14 protein-coding genes are annotated in these 18,887 nt (G+C 43.3%); 9 read left to right on the top strand and 5 right to left on the bottom strand.

What is annotated here, in order from left to right:
* Positions 1-2 precede the first annotated feature (2 nt).
* Positions 3-734: a hypothetical protein gene (locus tag CRG89_RS05875; protein WP_103287365.1), complete on the bottom strand. Its 732-nt coding sequence runs from the start codon at positions 732-734 to the stop codon at positions 3-5.
* 338 nt (positions 735-1,072) lie between these two features.
* The gene (locus CRG89_RS05880; RefSeq protein ID WP_103287366.1) at positions 1,073-2,248 is read right to left on the bottom strand and encodes an acyl-CoA dehydrogenase family protein; all 1,176 of its coding nucleotides are present in this window, start codon (positions 2,246-2,248) and stop codon (positions 1,073-1,075) included.
* A 33-nt stretch (positions 2,249-2,281) separates the two neighbouring features.
* On the opposite strand from CRG89_RS05880, the gene CRG89_RS05885 reads away from it, so the two are divergent.
* A complete protein-coding gene (locus CRG89_RS05885; RefSeq protein ID WP_158648752.1) occupies positions 2,282-2,719 on the top strand; it encodes an SRPBCC family protein in 438 nt (145 codons plus the stop codon).
* 310 nt (positions 2,720-3,029) lie between these two features.
* On the opposite strand, the gene CRG89_RS05890 is transcribed toward CRG89_RS05885, so the two are convergent.
* On the bottom strand, positions 3,030-4,232 hold the full coding sequence (locus CRG89_RS05890; RefSeq protein WP_103287368.1) for an acyl-CoA dehydrogenase family protein: 1,203 nt from the start codon (positions 4,230-4,232) through the stop codon (positions 3,030-3,032).
* Between the two features lie 233 nt (positions 4,233-4,465).
* Between CRG89_RS05890 and CRG89_RS05895 the strand changes: the two genes are divergently transcribed.
* From CRG89_RS05895 to CRG89_RS05925, 7 genes are all read left to right on the top strand, one after another.
* On the top strand, positions 4,466-6,823 hold the full coding sequence (locus CRG89_RS05895; RefSeq protein WP_103287369.1) for a thiamine pyrophosphate-dependent enzyme: 2,358 nt from the start codon (positions 4,466-4,468) through the stop codon (positions 6,821-6,823).
* Between the two features lie 11 nt (positions 6,824-6,834).
* The gene (locus CRG89_RS05900) at positions 6,835-8,664 is read left to right on the top strand and encodes a DUF6537 domain-containing protein (protein ID WP_103287370.1); all 1,830 of its coding nucleotides are present in this window, start codon (positions 6,835-6,837) and stop codon (positions 8,662-8,664) included.
* Positions 8,665-8,741: 77 nt separating this feature from the next.
* The gene (locus CRG89_RS05905) at positions 8,742-10,010 is read left to right on the top strand and encodes a thiolase C-terminal domain-containing protein (RefSeq protein WP_174672474.1); all 1,269 of its coding nucleotides are present in this window, start codon (positions 8,742-8,744) and stop codon (positions 10,008-10,010) included.
* Positions 10,011-10,017: 7 nt separating this feature from the next.
* Positions 10,018-11,202, top strand: coding sequence for a thiolase domain-containing protein (locus tag CRG89_RS05910; protein WP_103287949.1), 1,185 nt, complete (start codon positions 10,018-10,020; stop codon positions 11,200-11,202).
* 70 nt (positions 11,203-11,272) lie between these two features.
* A complete protein-coding gene (locus tag CRG89_RS05915) occupies positions 11,273-11,845 on the top strand; it encodes a Zn-ribbon domain-containing OB-fold protein (RefSeq protein ID WP_197706710.1) in 573 nt (190 codons plus the stop codon).
* Between the two features lie 4 nt (positions 11,846-11,849).
* Positions 11,850-12,302 (top strand): Zn-ribbon domain-containing OB-fold protein, encoded by a 453-nt coding sequence (locus tag CRG89_RS05920; RefSeq protein WP_148695153.1) that lies wholly within the window; start codon positions 11,850-11,852, stop codon positions 12,300-12,302.
* A gap of 66 nt (positions 12,303-12,368) precedes the next feature.
* Positions 12,369-13,253 (top strand): metallophosphoesterase, encoded by an 885-nt coding sequence (locus tag CRG89_RS05925; RefSeq protein ID WP_148695152.1) that lies wholly within the window; start codon positions 12,369-12,371, stop codon positions 13,251-13,253.
* A 185-nt stretch (positions 13,254-13,438) separates the two neighbouring features.
* Here the strand turns inward: CRG89_RS05925 and carB are convergent, their stop codons facing one another.
* Both carB and carA read right to left on the bottom strand, forming a co-directional pair.
* Positions 13,439-16,732 carry a carbamoyl-phosphate synthase (glutamine-hydrolyzing) large subunit gene (carB, locus tag CRG89_RS05930; protein ID WP_103287373.1) on the bottom strand — a complete coding sequence of 1,098 codons (3,294 nt, stop codon included), beginning with the start codon at positions 16,730-16,732 and terminating at the stop codon, positions 13,439-13,441.
* A gap of 5 nt (positions 16,733-16,737) precedes the next feature.
* Positions 16,738-17,898 carry a glutamine-hydrolyzing carbamoyl-phosphate synthase small subunit gene (gene carA, locus CRG89_RS05935; RefSeq protein ID WP_103287374.1) on the bottom strand — a complete coding sequence of 387 codons (1,161 nt, stop codon included), beginning with the start codon at positions 17,896-17,898 and terminating at the stop codon, positions 16,738-16,740.
* An 85-nt stretch (positions 17,899-17,983) separates the two neighbouring features.
* Here carA and CRG89_RS05940 point away from each other — a divergent pair, with 85 nt between their 5' ends.
* Positions 17,984-18,490 carry a hypothetical protein gene (locus tag CRG89_RS05940; RefSeq protein WP_103287375.1) on the top strand — a complete coding sequence of 169 codons (507 nt, stop codon included), beginning with the start codon at positions 17,984-17,986 and terminating at the stop codon, positions 18,488-18,490.
* Positions 18,491-18,887 lie beyond the last annotated feature (397 nt).

An 18,887-nucleotide genomic window follows, 5' to 3' on the forward strand; every position in this document is an offset into this window, starting at 1 on the left:
GGCTACAGATATGAGCTAAGGATCTTCATGGCTTCTCTCACTATGTTAGTATCATAATCTTTATCATCATCGTCACTACTACTATTATAATAATTATAATCTTTTGTAGGTTGTTTATCTTCATTCCCTACCTTTACATCACTACTCTTCACATAACCCTCTCCACTCTTCCTATCTACTCTCTCCTCTACTTTATATAGTATATCAACACCACCATATAGGAATGCTACATCACTTACGCTCTTCCTGTACTTGAATATCTCTAGTTCATAGGACTCACCCTTTGTGATACACAATGCTAGATCTACGTACAACTTCCCATCATACTCAGCCTTTAACCTCCTATAGTTATCTGATATATCAAGTAACTTGAGGAATACCCATGTATTCTGGAGTATTCTTGATCTGCAATACATTATAAATGCATATTTCTTACCCTTCTCCTTATTACCTATGCTATGAACCTCATCCCTCTTATAATCTCTACCCTCATCTACCCCATCCGTCTTAACCTCCTCTTCTCTCATACCATCATCACCATCTTTTATCTTAACCCCAACCTCTACAAACCTTATCTTTATCTCATCATCTGGCCACAATTTGATAATCTTGTCCCATGCCTCCTTTAACCTCTTTTTATCGTTGAATAATAAAAGTATACATGGATATACTTGGCGAAGGCTATAACCTAGTCCTATGAATTCATCAAACCATCTAGTATTGTAACTTAACATTATATTATATTATTGGTATTATTATTTAATATTTGCTTGGAGATAAAAATAGTGAACTGATCGATCTCTTGGATGATTCCATCCAAGAGAGGGAGAGCATAAGGGTGCTCAAGGAGGCTATTTAAGGTTTGGATGTGGATCATAGAGTTAGGAAGGATATGCTCATGGGGCTTGAGTTAGTTGATTCACATCATGTATCATGCTCATCATGCTAGCTCTCAACGCTTCTCCTTCCTTCATCCTTTCCTCTCTCATTTCTCCCTTCCTCTCTCTTCTTTCTTCATCATTGTTGAGATGTTTAATTCCATCTTTCAATATGATCTATCAGCAGCAACTCATCATCCATATGCCCTATAATCCTTGCCCAATAAACTTGATGCAATCTTCAACTTGAGTATCTCATCTGTGCCTTCATATATCCTGCATACCCTGTTATCTACAAGGTGCCTTGCTGGTCTATACAGGTATGACCATCCTCTTCCTCCATATATCTGCAATGCTCTATCGGCAGCATCGTATGCAGCATTAACAGCAAACAATTTTGCTTCAGCAACAGCAAGATCTGCTGCCCTCTTCTTTACCTCATCACCTGGCTCTCTATCCCATCTCTCCTTCATTAGGAGAGCATGCCTTACCATGCTCCTTGCTGCTTTATAATCAAGCTCTATCATAGCTATATGCTCCTGCACCAGTTGGTGCTTCCCTATAGGCTTCCCATACTGTACCCTCTCCTTAGCATACCTTACTGCCTCTATAAGGCAGTCTTTTATGCTCCCAACACATCCAGCAGCAACACTCAGCCTACCATCTATGAGTGCCTCCTTTGCTATCTTCCATCCTTCACCCTCCTTACCAATCAGATTACCTCTAGGCACTTTGTAGTCCTTGAGTTCAAACATGCCTGTATCTGTTGTTGGTGTACCCATCTTTGCAACTAGAGGTTCCCTCTCTATCCCTTCCCTGTCAGCATCAACTATGAATGCACTCATCCTCATGCTGTTACTACTATCCTTTGCAAATACTATAATTGCATCAGCTATAGTAGCGTTTGTTATCAAGTACTTTGTGCCATTGAGCAGATAATAATGCCCATCTACATCCTCAACGCTATGGTATGTTGTCTTCATCTCAAGAGGGTTGCTACCAGCATCTGGCTCTGTCAATGCAAATGCAAATATCTTATCCCCTCTAGCAGATGGCTTCAGGTAACGCTCCTTCTGCTCTTCACTACCATAACGCATCAATAGCCTCTGCGCAAGTGATGTATGCACTGAGAAGAAGGATCTTATGCCACTCCCTTCCATGCCTATACGCTCTAGTGCCTTTATGTATGTTATGTTATCTGCATCCCTGCCACCATAATCCCTTGACACTATCATGCCTAGTAGATTGTACTTCTTTGCTAAAGGTATGAGCATATCGTTATGCTTCCTCTCAAGGTATGCTAGATCCTCTATAGGTCTGAGTTCTCTACAGAACTTATCAACATCCTCCCTAAGTCTATCAGCCTCCACAATACTTTTCTAACCCTTGCAATTATATATTTTGTGCATATAGAGTTGGAGAGGAGGTATGCATTTGATGGTATAGAGCCCAATACACTCTGGAGTAGATTGAAGGATGTACAGAGGATAGCAAGATGTATACCTCATGCAGAGGATGTGTATGTTGAGGGCTCTATACTCAAGGCTAAGGTAAAGCCACCATACTCATTCATAAGGGGGAGGCTAAGCATAGAGAGTGAGATATTAAGCATAGATGAGGATATGAAACAGTTAAAGGTAAAGGTTAAGGGTTCATCTATAGGCTCATCGTTCGATGCCATGCTTATGATCTCATTTATGCAGGATTGTTTGATAGCAAGTGTTGTTGCTGATACACATGGGTTGCTCAGGACCGTACCAAGGTCTCTCATACAGAAGGTTACAGAGGACGCTGCAGATATGTTCATGTCATGTATAAAGGCAGGTATTAGCGTTGGTTGAGTGATCTATCTTTGTATGCTTATTAGAGATGCAAGAGATGCAAGGCTGGCTGATTATATGTTAACTATTTAGATTGCTTTATTGATCATACTATTATGATGTTAAACAGGAGCTAACTCATTACGGATCTCCATACCATCAATATTATGGGGCTGATTTAATTCAATTTAGTTTGGTGTAGCATACATTGTAGATATTGTCATTAGTGGCTATGGATTAATGTTATATTTATATTATATTATATTATTTATTATTGATAAGCATGGCATCTTCATTCAAGTATTATTCTTCTTCATGATCATCATGATAATCATGAATCAGATTCGTCTGATCTCCTTAATAGTCTATGTGATATTATAAGCCTCATTATCTCCGATGTACCTTCCCCTATACTCATCATCCTTGCATCCCTCCAGTGCCTATTAACATCGAACTCATCAACATACCCATATGCGCCATGTATCTGTATTGCCTCATCACTCACCATCTTTGCTGTCTCAGATGCAAAGAGCTTTGCCTCTGCAGCCTTCAATGCATAATCATCTAACCCATTATGCTTAGCCCATGCTGCACTTAAGGTTAGATACCTTGCTGCAGAGATCATCATATGCATATCTGCAAGCTTCTCTCTTATCATCTGAAACTCTGCTATTGGCTTACCGAATGCTTGCCTCCTCTTGCTATACTCTAGCGACTTCTCGAATGCTATCTGTGCTATACCAACGGAGAGTGCTGCTATCCCAATCCTACCAGTATGAAGCATCTCCATGGCATAATGGTAGCCTTTACCCTCCTCTCCCACTAGGTTCTCCCTTGGAACCATACACTCATCTAACTGCAACTCCACTAGGGGAGAACCTCTAACACCCATCTTATCCATACATCTACCAACCTTTAAGCCAGGGCTATCCTTATCAACTAGGAAGAGAGAGTATCCATTATCTGTTACAGCAAATACAAAGTATACATCTGCAACACCCCCATTTGTTATGAACCTCTTCCTCCCATCTATTATGTAGTAGTTGCTGTTCTTACCATCACCATCAAGCCTAGCCCTTGTCTTTACTGCTTTTGCATCTGAACCAGCCTCAGGCTCAGTTAATGCAAATGCCCCTAGCATCCTACCATCTATGAGTGGCTTCAGATACCTCTCCTTCTGCTCCTCGTTACCAAACATCTCTATGCCAGAGCATACCGTACAGTGTATTGCAAGTGAGAGCCCAGTGCTTGCACATGCCATACCAAGCATCTCTAGAGCAGAGATGTATATTGGGTATGGTAGTTCAAACCCTCCATACCTTGCCTTGAATGGGATCTTACAAAACCCATGATCTGAGAGCCTCTTAACACTCTCAATTGGGAATACCCCTTCGGCATCTATCCTCCTTGCATCTGGCATCACATACCTCTCCATAATATCGCCTAGAGACTCTAGCAGTTGTAGTGCATGATCACTCTTTGGCTGATAGAAGATGCTCAAAGCCTGCCTTAACTCTTGCTTGAAGAGTGTCATCTATATCTAGATACCTAGATTATGTATTAACCTTTTTGGGCACATCACATCTTATGTCATACCAACTGGTTACCATCTATTTACCTTTCTATTTTTCATTTATATAATTATAACATGTAATACTTACACTAAAGCATGGATTGGAGTTAGATAGTAGATCAATCTAGCATCCAATAGATAGATTATACATTATTAAAGGTAACGTTAATGAATGGGGTTAACGTAAATATTTTATGATAACAAGAGAGAGGTACATCCCTCCTAAGGGTGCTGAGGATAGGATAAGGAAGAGGAGGGATACACTAGATCTACTACTAGCAAGGAAGGGGGAGCGTATAGTTGTTGACGCTCCTCTAGCAATAATAAGGGCAGCGTTAGAGTCAGGGATAAGTTATGCTGCTGGCTATCCTGGTGCACCAACAGCAGACCTAATAGATATGCTATCAGAGTCAAGCACGTTACTGAAGGATCTAGGCATATTCTTCGAGTCATCAACCAACGAGGCATCTGCTGCAACAAAGTTACTTGCATCAGTGTACGATAGGATACATGGGTTTGTTAACTGGAAGGTTGTTGGGACCAATGTTGCTGCAGATGTACTTGCTCACATAACCTCATCTGGTACAGTGGGCTCCGCTGTGATAGTGGTTGGGGAGGATTATGAGACTGAGAGTACTACAGTTGAGATGAAGAGCTACATGTACGGCAAGGGGTTTGCTATCCCAGTTATAGACCCTATAGGGAGCCCAATGCATGTATACAGGCTAGCAAAGCATGCATTCAGGCTCTCAGAGTACTCAAACATGCCAGTTATGCTACTTCTAAGACCAATGGCAGCAAACTGCATAGGCTCTATAGTATGTGAGGATGATATAAAGAGGCCAGAGGTAAGCGTTAAGGATAGGAAGAGCATATGGGAGCCAGATCTGAGCAGGTATACGTTAACAGATACCGCAAAGTTGCATGCGGTAGAGAAGTACAGTGAGAGGATACCCAGGGCTATGGATTACATAGCAAGCAATAGGCTTAACGACTACATAATTGGTGATAGCAGAGAAGAGAAGAGTGGTAGTAGAAATAGCATCAGTAGTAGCAAGGGTAGCAATATAGGGTTCATAACCCATGGTGGAATATTCAACTCTTTTATAACAGCCATGTATGAACTTGGTAGGGCAGATGTGAGTGGGAGTTGTGTATACGATCTACTCAACCTTAACGTTGTTTATCCTATAGTGCCAGAGGAGATCATAAGGTTTGCTGCTGACAAGGAGATGCTCTTTATAGTGGAGGAGGGAGCACCATTCTACATAGAGGAGAGTATAAGGAGCATACTACATGCTGCAGGTATCAACAGCAAGGTATATGGCAAGATGAGCAATGGAGGGTTCATACCACCTACAGGTGCATTGGATGTTGATGCACTGCTTGAATCATTGTCTAGGATGCTCTCGCTTGTAGAACCTTACTATACCATGCCTAGGGAGAGGCTCTCAGAGATCATGAAGCATAAGGAGAGGGCTATAAGGAGCACGCTTAAGGTGAGGGTTGCAAGGAACCCAACGTTCTGCACTGGCTGCCCAGAGAGGCCTATATTCACTGCAATAAGATGGCTTGATGAACGTTTTGGGAGGAGTATATACACTGGGGATAGCGGGTGCTACACAATGGCACGTCTACCTCCATTTGAGGCATCAGATACATTTACAGGTATGGGGACCTCCCTTGACTCTGCACTTGGGTTATCAAAGTTATACAAGAGGAGGGTTATAGCAGTAATGGGCGATGGTACGTTCTTCCATAGAGGGGTAACTAATGTTGATAACCTACTATATAACATAAGCAATGATAGCGATGTTAACATAATCTTCATCATATTTGAGAACTACTGGACAGCAATGACAGGGCACCAGCCAAACCCTGCAAGCAAGGTCCATAGCACTACTACTGCAACAACCCAAGGAGAACCTTTAAGCATGAACTATGCTGGAGAGTTCCCAACAAGAGCAAGTATAGAGTCTATACTAAGGGCACATGGGGTAAGATGGATAAGGAGAGTAAACCCATTCGACTTCTATAGCACGCTTGAGACTATGCTCGAGGCATATATGGTAGAGAAGGGTGTACGTGTCATAATATGTGATGGTGAGTGTACACTAGCAAGGATGAGGAGGGAGCAACCAGTAATTGAGAGCATGATAGATAAAGGGAGGAGGGTTGAGCAGGTCAAGTACAGGATAGATGAGGAGATATGCTCTGGCTGCTTCCCATGTGAGAAGTACTCTGGTTGTCCAAGTGTAACCATGGTCAAGAACCCAAACCCATTGAGGACAGGTTACATAAAGCAGACTGAGGATACATGCACTGGTTGTGGTATATGTGGTATAACCAGCATATTTGGGCTCTGTCCATCAACCTACAGGGTAAGGATAGTGTATAACCCAACAAGGTGGGAGAGGTTCATGCATAGACTGAATATGTATGCTATAAGGATGCTTATGGGGAGAGGAGCAAAGGTGGATGGATGGAAGGTAGAGAGTAGGGGTGAGAAGGGGATGATGGGGAGGCAAGATGGTGTAGGAGGTGGCATCTAGGGTGAGATACGATGCTCAGTAGCAGGCTAAGGGTGTATAGAGTGCTTGTACCATCTGTTGGAGGTCAGGGTGGAGGCACGATAAGCGAGGTACTATACAGGGCAGTGATTATAGAGAGGGAGAGGATTGCAAAGGAGAATGGCATGCTTGATAGGATAGCATATAGGACAGACCTCGAGTATAGGTACATGATACCAGGGCTTGCACAGAGGAATGGCTCCGTGTATAGTGCTGTAGCCTTTGTATCCCCACTCGAGTTTGAGTTGCCTGAGAGGGTGGTAATTGCTGAGAGGTTTCATACCGCTAGTGTTGATGTTATGGTAGCGCAAGAGCTTGCAGAGGCTGTTAGGTTTGCAGGTGATGGTCTACTCAAGGCTGACTCTACAGCAATAGTCAATGAGCATAGGTTTTTAACAACCGTTGAGAAGATGCCCATAACAAAGAACCTGATCCCTGTAGATGAGCAGATAGCAGTGCTCAAGAGGCTAGTTGGGCGATATCTTGGTATAGATGCACATGAACTTGCACTTGCACATGGTATGAAGCCTGTGTATGCAAATACCATACTACTAGGTGCTCTTGCAGCATCAAATGCACTACCAATAAGCAAGGACTCATATATAGATGCTATAGAGGAGAGGTTCTCTGGTAAAGTCATGGATGATAACATAGAAGCATTCAAGATAGGTTATAAGCATATCATGATGATGTTGTTGGAGGATAGCAACAGAGATGCTGGGGTTATGATGATGAGGAAGAAGAGGGAGGTAACTGCAGATACCACAGATATAACTGAGCAGAGTATGGAAGAGATACTCTCTAGGAACCATAGAAGGGTTATGCTCTCAAGGGGTAAGAGGGATGCTGATAGGTATGTAGAGTTGATCAAGAGGTTGAGTGCTAACAACAACAATAATGATAGTAGTAATAACGATAGAAGTATACCAGATACTCTCATCAAGATAATTGCTGAAGGTATAGGGCAACTTGTAGAGTTCGAGGGCTGGCACCATGCAGATAGGTACATGAGGATGGTGCTGGCTATTATTAACATAGATAGGGAGAGGGGCGATGGTACGTTCAGGCTTAGTAGGATATATGCAATGCACCTTGCTGGAAGATTGATGAGATGGGAGGGACCATTTGAGGTTGCAAGGATAAAGTCAAGGAAGGTTATAACAGATACACTCCATTATAGAGATGCATATGGCAAGGGAAAGGATGTTATAGTTAAGGTTGAGGCACTGCTACAACCAAACGTTGAGGAGATGTATGGTATGGTACCAAAACGCATCCATGATACGATATGCAGGTTGATCCCTTCATGGCCAGAGTATATAGAGAGGAGGAGGTACGATGGTAAACCCATCTCAATAGACCTAACAAGCATAGGAGGTTATATCAGACTCTGGTTACTCTGGAAGCTCTCGTTCATGCACAAGCACTCTGTAAGGTACAACAAGGAGATGGAGTTCGTTGAGCACTTCACAAGAGTGGTTAAGGATCTAGCCATGATAGATTATGAACTTGCATGTATGGTTGCAGATTATGCACAGTACATAAGGGGCTTTGCACATGTTAGGGCAAGGAACATCGATATATTCAACACTCTAGTTGAGTATGTTGTAAGGAAGGGGTTGGAGATGGATGATGCATTGGCATACACTGATCATAGGATAACAAAGGCATCACTAAGGGCAGCAATGAACCTCATCACTCTAGATGGTGAAGGTAAGGATAAGGTGATCAAGTTCATGGACGAGCTCTACACATTGTTCAAGGATGGTGAGTATAACAAGATCTATGCTAGATTGGCTATGAGGCAGTTGGTACCGCTCTGAGCACCTTCTATGGGGTGTTATATGGGTAGATGCACGATCTTCAACTTAAAGGATGGTGATGAGGATGATCTTTACTGATGATTATAGAGGTGATGGATATCATACCTAAAGGGGAGAGGGTAGGGATAGTTGGTATAGGCTATGCTGGTTTTGCTGAGAGGGCATCAACCAAAGATCATCCATCCAATTCAGATACTACTAATACTAACACTAGCACTAGCACAACACGCTACTCCTACAAGGAGCTCATGTTCCTTGCTGCAAGGATGGCGTATGAGGATGCAGGCATCATAGTTAGGAAGGAGGATAGAATAAGTTTCATATGCTGCACGGAGGACTTCTGGGAAGGCAACATGATATCAGATGAGTATATGCCAGACCAACTTGGTGCTGTGCTAAGACCATTATGCACAGTTGCTGCAGATGGGCTATATGGGTTGATAACTGGGTTCATGCAGATAAGGTCAGGGCTTGTTGATGTAGCTGTTGTTGAGGCTCACAGCAAGCTCTCAGATGTTGTAAGCAGGAAGGAGATAGTAAGGTTTGCCCTAGACCCTGTGTATATTAGAGGCATCAATCCTGATATAGATCCTTACTTCATTGCAGGCTTGGAGATGAACAGGTTCCTATATGAGACTGGCAATAGCAGGGAGTCATGTGCGAATGTTGTATCGAAGAATAAGGGTAATGCTCTAGCAAACCCAAGAGCATGTTATGCTTCAAATGTGGATAGCAGTACTGTTCTCTCATCCCCTGTTGTAGCATACCCTCTAACCAGCATGGAGGTAAGCAACTATGCAGATGCATCTATAGTTGTTGTACTTGCATCTGAGCATAAGGCAAGGATGCTCAAAGGTAGCACTAATGGTATTGTATGGATAGATGGTGTAGGCTTGTGCTCAGATACACCATGGATACATGATAGGGACCTTGCAGATGCTACCTATGCATCCCTTGCTGCAGAGATGGCATACAGGATGGCTGGTATAGAGATTGATGAACTTAGCAAGTACATTGATCTTGCTGAGATAGATGATACGTTCTCATACAAGGAGTTGCAGCATATGGAGGCTCTAAGGTTATGCAGGAAGGGTGAGGCAAGCATGTTGGTCAATGAGGGGTGTACAGCAAGGGATGGTGATATGCCTGTTAACCCATCTGGTGGCTCGCTTGGTGTAGGTTACCTTGTTGAGGCTACAGGCATGCATAGGGTTCTTGAGGCTACTCTACAACTTAGGGGCAGTGCTGGGAGCATGCAGGTGCAGGGTGCAAGGAGAGCACTAGTGCAGAGTTGGAGAGGCTTACCAACAGCATCTGGTGCAGTTGTTATTCTCAGCAATCAATGATGAGGTTATGGTGGGTAAGAAGAATATGGTGATCAAGCGTAAGGTTGCTGTAGTTGGTGCTGGTATGACGCTCTTCAGGAGAAGGATGCTTGAGACAGGGAAGGAGCTCTGCTTTGAAGCAGCAAGCATGGCAGTAGAGTCAGCAGGTATATCTATAAGGGATGTGGATGCTGTAGTGCTTGGCTCTGCACCAGATGCATTCGATGGCGTGCATATGAAGGGTGAGTACCTGCTTGATGGTGCTGGAGCTGTTGGCAAGCCATACACAAGGGTATTCGTTGGTGGAGGTACTGGTGTCTTTGCACCAATAGCAGGATGGTGGCACGTTGCCTCTGGCCTCTTCGATACATGCTTGGTTGTGTGTGAGGAGAAGATGTCATCGTTGCATCCACATCCCCAGTATGCTTTCTGGGGCATATTCGATCATACACTTGAGAGGCCTTTGGGTATCAACCTCCTCTGGATATTTGCTCTAGAGATGCGTAGGTATATGCATGTTTATGGGGTAAGCGAGGAGGAGATAGCACATGTTGCTGTTAAGAACAAGCGTAATGCACTTGACCATCCATGTGCACAGCTTGCAGCAAGGATAACTGTTGAAGATGTTATGAGATCAGAGCCTATAGTGTGGCCAATAAAGAGGTTAGATAGTAGCCCTCCAAGCGATGGTGCTGCTGCAGTAGTACTTGCATCTGAGGATACTGCAAGGAAGATATGCAAGGAGCCAGTATGGATAGATGGTGTAGGATGGAGCATAGATAGTGCTTACTGGACAAATAGGGAACTGGCATATCCCGCATACCTTGCAGAGGCTGCAAGGATGGCATACAGGATGGCTGGTATAGAGGAGCCGAGAAGAGAGATAGATGTTGCTGAGGTGTATGATCCATTCTCATACAAGGAGTTGCACCATCTAGAGGGGTTAGGTCTTGCAGATAAGGGTAAGGCTGCAGAGATGACAGTTGCTGGTGTTACAGCAAGGGATGGTGATATGCCTGTTAACCCATCTGGAGGTTTGCTAGGTGTAGGTAACCCAATAGCAGCTGCAGGGATGATGAAGGTATGCGAGATATTCTGGCAGTTGAGTGGCAATGCAGGTAAGAGGCAGGTGAAGAAGGATGTTAGAACTGGATTAGCACAGGCATGGGGCGATCTAATGCAGTTCAGTTCTGTTATAATAATGAGATCATGATGGTAGTAAGGATAGAGATGAGAGGTTGAGTTGGGTTGAATGAGGGAGATTGGGAGGATAGGTAAAGGGTATGAAAGAGGGAATGGCAAAGAAAGGGCAGGATATTAGTGTTAGTGCAAGTGAAGGTAGAGAACCTAACACACTAGGTAGCAACAACTACGCTGGGATAGAGGTTAGAGAGGGTGATCTGAGGGATGGCAAGTATATGAGCATAAGGTACTCAGCAAGGTTCAGATACAGATGGGATACAGGTATAGCAGTAGGCAGGTTCCTTGAGGGGTTGAGGAGTGGAAGGATTGTAGGGAGCAGATGCAAGGTATGCAAGAGAGTACTTGTACCACCAAGGATATTCTGCGAACTTGACTTTGCTCAGATTGATGATTGGGTATACGTTTATGATACTGGGTGTGTTAATACATACTCCATATCATACATAGATAAGCAGGCTAGGAGGATGAGCAATCCAGTAATAGTTGCTGTAATAGAACTTGATGGTGCATCCCAAGGAATGGGTATAATGCATCTCCTTGGAGAGGTTAGGCCAGAGGATGTGCATGTAGGCATGAGGGTTAAGGCTGTATGGAGGAGTAGGGAGGAGAGGAAGGGTGCTATAACCGATATAGTGTACTTCAAACCATTGTGATGTGATGGATATGAGCAACATCGATGGTTACTGGCATGATAGCATAGAACTCGATTACGTATATACTCTAGGGGTAGCAGGAGAGAGGTTCTTTAGGGAAGCATTGAATGGGAGGATAATGGCAAGTAGATGTGATGAATGCAACAGAGCATATCTACCACCAAGGCTATACTGCAGTAGATGCTTTAAGAGGTTGGATAAATGGGTTGAGGTAGAGAAGAGTGGCATACTCTATTCATACACATATGTTAATGGTAATAGTGATGATAATGATAGTTATAATGATGGTTGTACAGCCTATGCCCTCGTTCGCTTCAATGGTGTTGATGGTGGCCTAATATGCAAGGTTATAAACAAGATCAAAGACCTCAAGATAGGTGTTACAGTAGCAGTTGATCTTAAGGTTAAGGATGATGGGATGGTAGAGTTTGTTGCAGAGATGGATGTTGGCAAGTAAGTTAGTTAGTGTGATGGTATGAAATACAAGTTAACCATTATTTACCTCTAACACCATCTATTTACTATGCTTAGAATTAGGATGATCAAGGAGCATCCACTCCTTATAGTTGAGCATCATGGTGAAGATACAAGGATAGATGATGAGGGAGAGGAGAAGAGGGAGGGTGGAGGAGAGGGGAAGAAGAGGGATAGGGATGGGGAGAGGAAAGAGAAGGGTGATGATGGCGCTTATAAATGGGCTAGATACCTTGTAGCAGCAGACCTACACATAGGGTTTGAGCATAGACTCAAGGGAGTAAGGGTTATGGATGATGGTTATGTGCATGAGATGCTTGATGAGATACTTTCAATAGCAGATTATGAGCAGTGCAATGGCATAATACTCCTAGGGGATATCAAGGATAGTATCAAAGGTATGAGTGTAGAGGAGCGGAAGAATATACCTTTGTTCATAACCGAACTTGCAAGGCATGTTGATGAACTCTACATAGTGCCTGGGAACCATGACTCATACTTGAGGCTATTGCTTCCAGATCATGTTAGGTTGATGAGCAGTAAAGGTATGCTTATTGATGATACACTCTTCATACATGGTCATACAATACCTAAGAGTACTGGGGTTAGGAGGATCATCATGGGCCATCTACACCCTGTAGTCTCAAGGAGAGATAGCATACTAGATGGGGAGAGGGTATGGCTCATCCTAAAGGTTAGGAGCCATCATGAATACGATGAAGGTAAGCATGACATGCTTGAGGTTATAGTGGTGCCAAGCTTTAACAGGTACATAAGGCCTTTACATGCCCATAAGGTTGATGCTATCAATACATCAACCACACTTACCAAGATCATCGGTGGTAAAGGTATAGCAAGGGCAGCTATAGTTACGTTAGATGGCTCTGTTATTGGGGATGAGAATACATTGAATGATATCATACTATCAGTATAGATGTTGTTGTTATTGCTTATTTACTTCTTATTGCTCATTGCTTATGTTTGATTGTTTATGGTTACTGCTAATTACTGTTTGTTGTTGTTGGATTATGATTAGTTTCAATTTATACACTGGCATATTCACTTAACATTACCTTACCATCATCATTATAATTAACAACCACATCCTTCATACAAGCCTTATAATAGCTTGTAGTGTTGTAGTGGTTTTACACTTGGCTCATTGCTTCTCATCCACTCAAGTGTCTTTATGAAGAGGTTAGCAACATCCAAGTTTGTGAATACAGGTATGCCCATCTCAACTGCCTTCCTCCTTATCATATACTCATCCTCAAGCATCTCAGCATACTTCTCTATAGTTAGTGTGCTTGGCACGTTTATGATGAAGTCTACTGCTCTAGCATGGAGTAGATCAGCAATGTTTGGCTTCCTGTTAGGCTCGCTTATCTTGTACACTATCTGCACATCCTTGAACCCATTCTCAAGCAAGAACTCTGCTGTATGCTCAGTAGCATATATGCTGAAGCCCATTGCTTTAAGAGTAGATACTATTGGGAGTATCCTCCTCTTCATCGCTCCCCCTACTGTTATAAGCACTGAGCCCCTTGATGCAAGGCTATACCCTGCTGCCATCAATGCTTTAGATAGTGCATCGTAGAATGTATCTCCAAAGCATGCAACCTCTCCAGTTGACTTCATCTCAACACCAAGCACTATATCTGCACCCTCCAACTGCATGAATGAGAACTGGGGCACTTTAACAGCAAACCCCTTTGCATTTATCCATGGTTCATCCATCTCTGGCAATGCCTTGCCTGCTATAACCCCTGCTGCTAGAGTGATCAGGTTTATGCCAGTGAACTTCGATACATAAGGCATAGATCTTGATGCTCTAACATTACACTCTATAACGTATACATCATCCCCCTTGACTATGTACTGAATGTTGAATGGACCCTTTATCCTCAATGCCCTTGCTATAGCATACGTATACTCCCTAAGCGTATGTATATGTTTGCTGCTTAACCTCCATGGAGGGATAACCATCATAGCATCCCCAGAGTGTATGCCAGCACTCTCAACATGCTCTATAATAGCGCCTATGAGAACATTACCATTACCATCTGCAACACCATCAACCTCAACCTCTAGAGCATCTGTGATGAACTTGCTTATCACTACAGGATGCTCAGGGCTAACCTCTGCTGCCATGCTAAGGTAATGCTCAAGGTTGCTCTCATCCCATATTACACGCATAGCAGAACCACTAAGCACGTAAGATGGTCTAACAAGTACTGGGTAGCCTATGCTCCTACAGAACCCCTTAGCCTTATCTATGCTTGTGAACTCCTGCCATGCTGGTTGCTTTATCCCTAGCATATCTAGAAGTGCACTGAACTTTGCCCTATCCTCTGCCCTATCTATATCATCTTTGCTTGTGCCAAGTATCCTTGCACCATGTTCTGCAAGTTTTGGTGTGAGGTTGTTTGCTACCTGCCCTCCAACACATGTAACTATCCCTTCTGGCATCTCCTTCTCATACACATCTAGAACCCTCTCTAGGGTTAGTTCCTCAAAGTAGAGCCTATCGCTCACATCGTAATCTGTAGATACAGTCTCTGGGTTACAGTTTATTATAGCAACCTCTCTGAAGCCGTGCTCCTTCAGCCCCCAGACCATGTTAACAGTTGCCCAATCGAACTCAACGCTAGAGCCTATCCTGTACGTTCCTGCCCCAATAACTATAACCCTACCATTACCATTAGAGTTAGTAGCATTAGCATCTGTAGTGTTAGCAACAGCAGCATCCACATCCCTTGCTTGAACCTGTATATCATCTGCAATCCCACCATAGGTCATGTACAGGTAGTTGGTCTTTGCAGGCCACTCTGCTGCAAGTGTGTCTATCTGCTTCACAACTGGTACTATCCCCCTTGCCTTCCTGAACCTCCTTACATCATCCTCATCCATCCTTAGATATCTTGCTATCTGCCTATCTGAGAACCCAAGCCTCTTTGCCTCCCTTATAACATCCTCATCTAGATGCTTAAGGCTCTTCAATGCATTCTCCATCTCAACTATATTCTTGAGCCTGTAGATGAACCATGGATCTATAGGTGTTAACCTTGATATCCTCTCAACACTCCATCCTAGCCTTAAAGCATCGATAATGTTAAGGAGTATCTCATCATCTGGATTCATTATAGCATCCTCCAACTCCTCCTCACTTCTAAATACCTTAACCTCTCTCCTAAGCACTCCATCAAGTCCTATGTCAAGCATCCTGTATGCCTTCTGGATTGCTTCCTCAAATGTCCTTGCTATTGCCATAACCTCCCCTACTGACTTCATCTGTGTACCTAACTTCCTATTCGCTCTATCAAACTTCTTAAAGTCCCACCTTGGTACTTTTACAACAACATAATCAAGGGATGGCTCGAAGCATGCTGTAGTCATCTTCGTTATCTTATTAAGTAACTCATCAAGAGTATAGCCTAGAGCAAGCTTTGCTGCCATGTATGCTAATGGGTAGCCTGTAGCCTTGCTTGCTAGTGCTGATGACCTTGAGAGCCTTGGATTTATCTCTATAACAGCGTAACGCTCAGAGTTTGGCTCTAGAGCAAACTGTATGTTGCATTCTCCAACAACCTTGCATGCTTCAACCGCCCTTATCCCTACACTCCTAAGCATATGGTACTCATGGTTGTTTATGGTCTGGGAAGGGGCAATTACAATGTTATCTCCCGTATGGACCCTCATTGCAAGTATATTCTCCATGTTGCATACTGTTATTGCATTGCCCTTGTAATCCCTCATTATCTCATACTCTATCTGCTTCCAGTGCCCAATGTACTCCTCAAGCATAACTTGGTGTATCATGCTTGCTGCTAAGCCTCTCTGCACTATCTCATACAACTCATACTCATTATGTGCAATCCCTGAACCCTTGCCCCCAAGAGTGAATGCTACCCTTATCATCACAGGGTAGCCCAAATCCTTCACTATTGCTAATGCCTCATCCATGCTATGCGCTGCCTTGCCTCTAACTATCTCTATGTTGTTGTTGCGCATAGTCTGCTTGAAGAGTTCTCTATCACTTGCAATCTCTATAGACTCTACTGAAGTGCCTAGAACCTTTACACCATATCTATCAAGTATGCCCTGCTTCTTGAGCGCTACACCACAGTTTAATGCTGTCTGCCCCCCAAACCCAAGCATTATACCATCTGGCCTCTCCTGCTCTATAACACGAGCAACCATAGTTGGGGTTACTGGAAGGAGATAGACTCTATCAGCAAGCCTTGTATCAGTCTGTATGGTTGCTACGTTTGGGTTAACCAGTACTGTCTGCACGCCCTCCTCGCTTATAGCCTTTAAGCATTGGCTCCCAGAGTAGTCGAACTCCCCTGCCTCCCCTATCTTTATCCCCCCACTCCCAAGAACTAGAACCTTCCTTACACTCTGTAATGGCATTACAACTAACCTCCTCTCATCATATCAGCAAGCATATCGAAGATGTACATACAGTCATAGGGTCCTGGTGCTGCCTCTGGATGGAATTGAACAGCTATTATAGGTTTATCATTATGGATTATACCTTCAACGGTCTTATCATCAGCGTTAAGGAACCATACATCGAAGTTGGTGCCTTTAAGGGTATCTGGCTTTACACAGTAGCCATGGTTCTGGCTTGTTATGTAGCATCTCCCATCCCTTAGGTTTATGCATGGCTTGTTCTGTCCCCTATGCCCATACTGCAACTTGTAAGTCTCTGCACCAGATGCAAGTGCAAGTATCTGCTCCCCTAAGCATATACCAAGCACTGGCATATCTCTATCAAGAAGGTCTCTAGCAAGTTCTATAGTTTCTCTGCACAACCTTGGGTCACCCGGTCCATTACTCAAGAGCACACCATCAGGCTTGTATGAGAGTACATCTGATATGCTTGAGTTGTATGGAAGCCTAACAACATTGTAGCCAGTACGGAGCAGGTTCCTTATTATGCTGTACTTTGTACCAGTATCTATTAGCACTACAGTACCATTAGGCTCATCTACACTGTATTCTATAACCTGCTTGGTTGATACCTCCTCAACGAAGTTTATCTCATCATACCTTTGAGCATTCTTAAGTTCCCTCTTGAGATCCTCAATGCTTATATCATCCTTTGATACCTCTAGCACGCCCATCATAACACCTTTAACCCTTAGACGTTTGGTCAACTCCCTAGTATCTATACCATGTATTCCTGGGATATGCTCTTCATAAAGCCATTGGTCTAATGTCTTTGATGCTGCCCAGTGGCTAGCATAGGGGGAGAGTTCATGTATTATCAATGCTTTAGCCTGTATGCTATCAGCCTCGAAGTACTTTGGTAGCCCAAACTTATCCCTTATGCTGTATGATGGTACACCATAGTTCCCTACCAATGGGTATGTCAAGCATAGCATCTGACCCCTGTATGATGGGTCTGTTAGTGCCTCTGTATACCCAACCATGCCTGTGTTGAATACAACCTCCCCAATAACCCTGCACGGGTAGCCAAATCCAATACCCTTGAATATGCTACCATCCTCAAGCATCAAAACAGCCTTGTAGCCATCATACACCTTACGCATCGCTTGAATTTTGACCCTCATCCACTTCTATGCGCCTTTTATTTAATCATTTCTAGCATTTGGTGATGATAGTTCACTTATCAAGAATAAGCATAATATGGAGCGTATGGGCTTCTTTCCAGCAAGGGGTGATACGAACCAACTGCTCATGGATGTTGCTAGATATATTGCGTTAAAGATCTTCTTCTCTCTAGGCATCATAGAGGGGATAAGGCTTGCTATGAAGAGTGAACTTGTTGTATGCAGGCAGGATAGCATAACCAAATTTGCAAATGTTAGTGAAGGCTATAGATCCGTATATGGTGTATGCATCAAGCATGGTAGAAGGTATACGCTTGCTATATGCCTTGATAGGGATCTCTCTATACACTCATATCTAGATATGCTTGAACTAGCAAGAAGGGTATCGCATGAGATAACCCATCTCTATGCATTTGAGAACCATGCTGAGGATGCTAGGAGGATACACTACTACATAGATAGTGCAGTGAAGGAAGGGAGAGAGGTTGAGATGGTAGCATACAGGGATATGCATGTAAAGATAGATGGTAAGGTTATAAGCCTCAAAGTCTACGATGTGAAGGAGACGTGTAGAAGGGCATTACAGCAGTAGCACTACAACAACCACATCCTTAATCTTCCTTCTACGAATTAAAATCAGTTGAGTACTATCTATATCCTCTCCTCTCCCTTCCCTCCTCCTCTTCTTTCAACTCATCTAATGTATCTTTCAGGGTCTTCCTAATCTCTTCCATCTCCCTTAGGCTTGGATAAGTAGTATAGTACAATCGGGCATCTCAAGCAGGTATGCTTCCCTGCCTACATATCTTCTCCCTAACCCTCTTGGGAGGTATACCATTATCCACTCTTACTATCATATTTACTGGGGAATGGGATTGGTTTGAATCTTCCTAGATATGCTAATACGAATTAACATAATACTGTGCTGAAACATCAGTACAGGTTGAGAAGGATGCCATGTTTAGAGTGTAAAGATGTTCAGGCACATG

This window comes from Candidatus Nitrosocaldus islandicus (assembly GCF_002906215.1).
Taxonomy (GTDB): domain Archaea; phylum Thermoproteota; class Nitrososphaeria; order Nitrososphaerales; family Nitrosocaldaceae; genus Nitrosocaldus; species Nitrosocaldus cavascurensis.

Coding starts and splice junctions, on each gene's coding strand:
- CRG89_RS05875 (WP_103287365.1), bottom strand. CDS start 734: ATGTTAAGTTACAATACTAGATGGTTTGATGAATTCATAGGACTAGGT.
- CRG89_RS05890 (WP_103287368.1), bottom strand. CDS start 4,232: ATGACACTCTTCAAGCAAGAGTTAAGGCAGGCTTTGAGCATCTTCTAT.
- CRG89_RS05895 (WP_103287369.1), top strand. CDS start 4,466: ATGATAACAAGAGAGAGGTACATCCCTCCTAAGGGTGCTGAGGATAGG.
- CRG89_RS05900 (WP_103287370.1), top strand. CDS start 6,835: ATGCTCAGTAGCAGGCTAAGGGTGTATAGAGTGCTTGTACCATCTGTT.
- CRG89_RS05905 (WP_174672474.1), top strand. CDS start 8,742: ATGATTATAGAGGTGATGGATATCATACCTAAAGGGGAGAGGGTAGGG.
- CRG89_RS05910 (WP_103287949.1), top strand. CDS start 10,018: ATGGTGGGTAAGAAGAATATGGTGATCAAGCGTAAGGTTGCTGTAGTT.
- CRG89_RS05915 (WP_197706710.1), top strand. CDS start 11,273: ATGAAAGAGGGAATGGCAAAGAAAGGGCAGGATATTAGTGTTAGTGCA.
- CRG89_RS05920 (WP_148695153.1), top strand. CDS start 11,850: ATGGATATGAGCAACATCGATGGTTACTGGCATGATAGCATAGAACTC.
- CRG89_RS05925 (WP_148695152.1), top strand. CDS start 12,369: ATGCTTAGAATTAGGATGATCAAGGAGCATCCACTCCTTATAGTTGAG.
- carB (WP_103287373.1), bottom strand. CDS start 16,732: ATGCCATTACAGAGTGTAAGGAAGGTTCTAGTTCTTGGGAGTGGGGGG.
- carA (WP_103287374.1), bottom strand. CDS start 17,898: ATGAGGGTCAAAATTCAAGCGATGCGTAAGGTGTATGATGGCTACAAG.
- CRG89_RS05940 (WP_103287375.1), top strand. CDS start 17,984: ATGGGCTTCTTTCCAGCAAGGGGTGATACGAACCAACTGCTCATGGAT.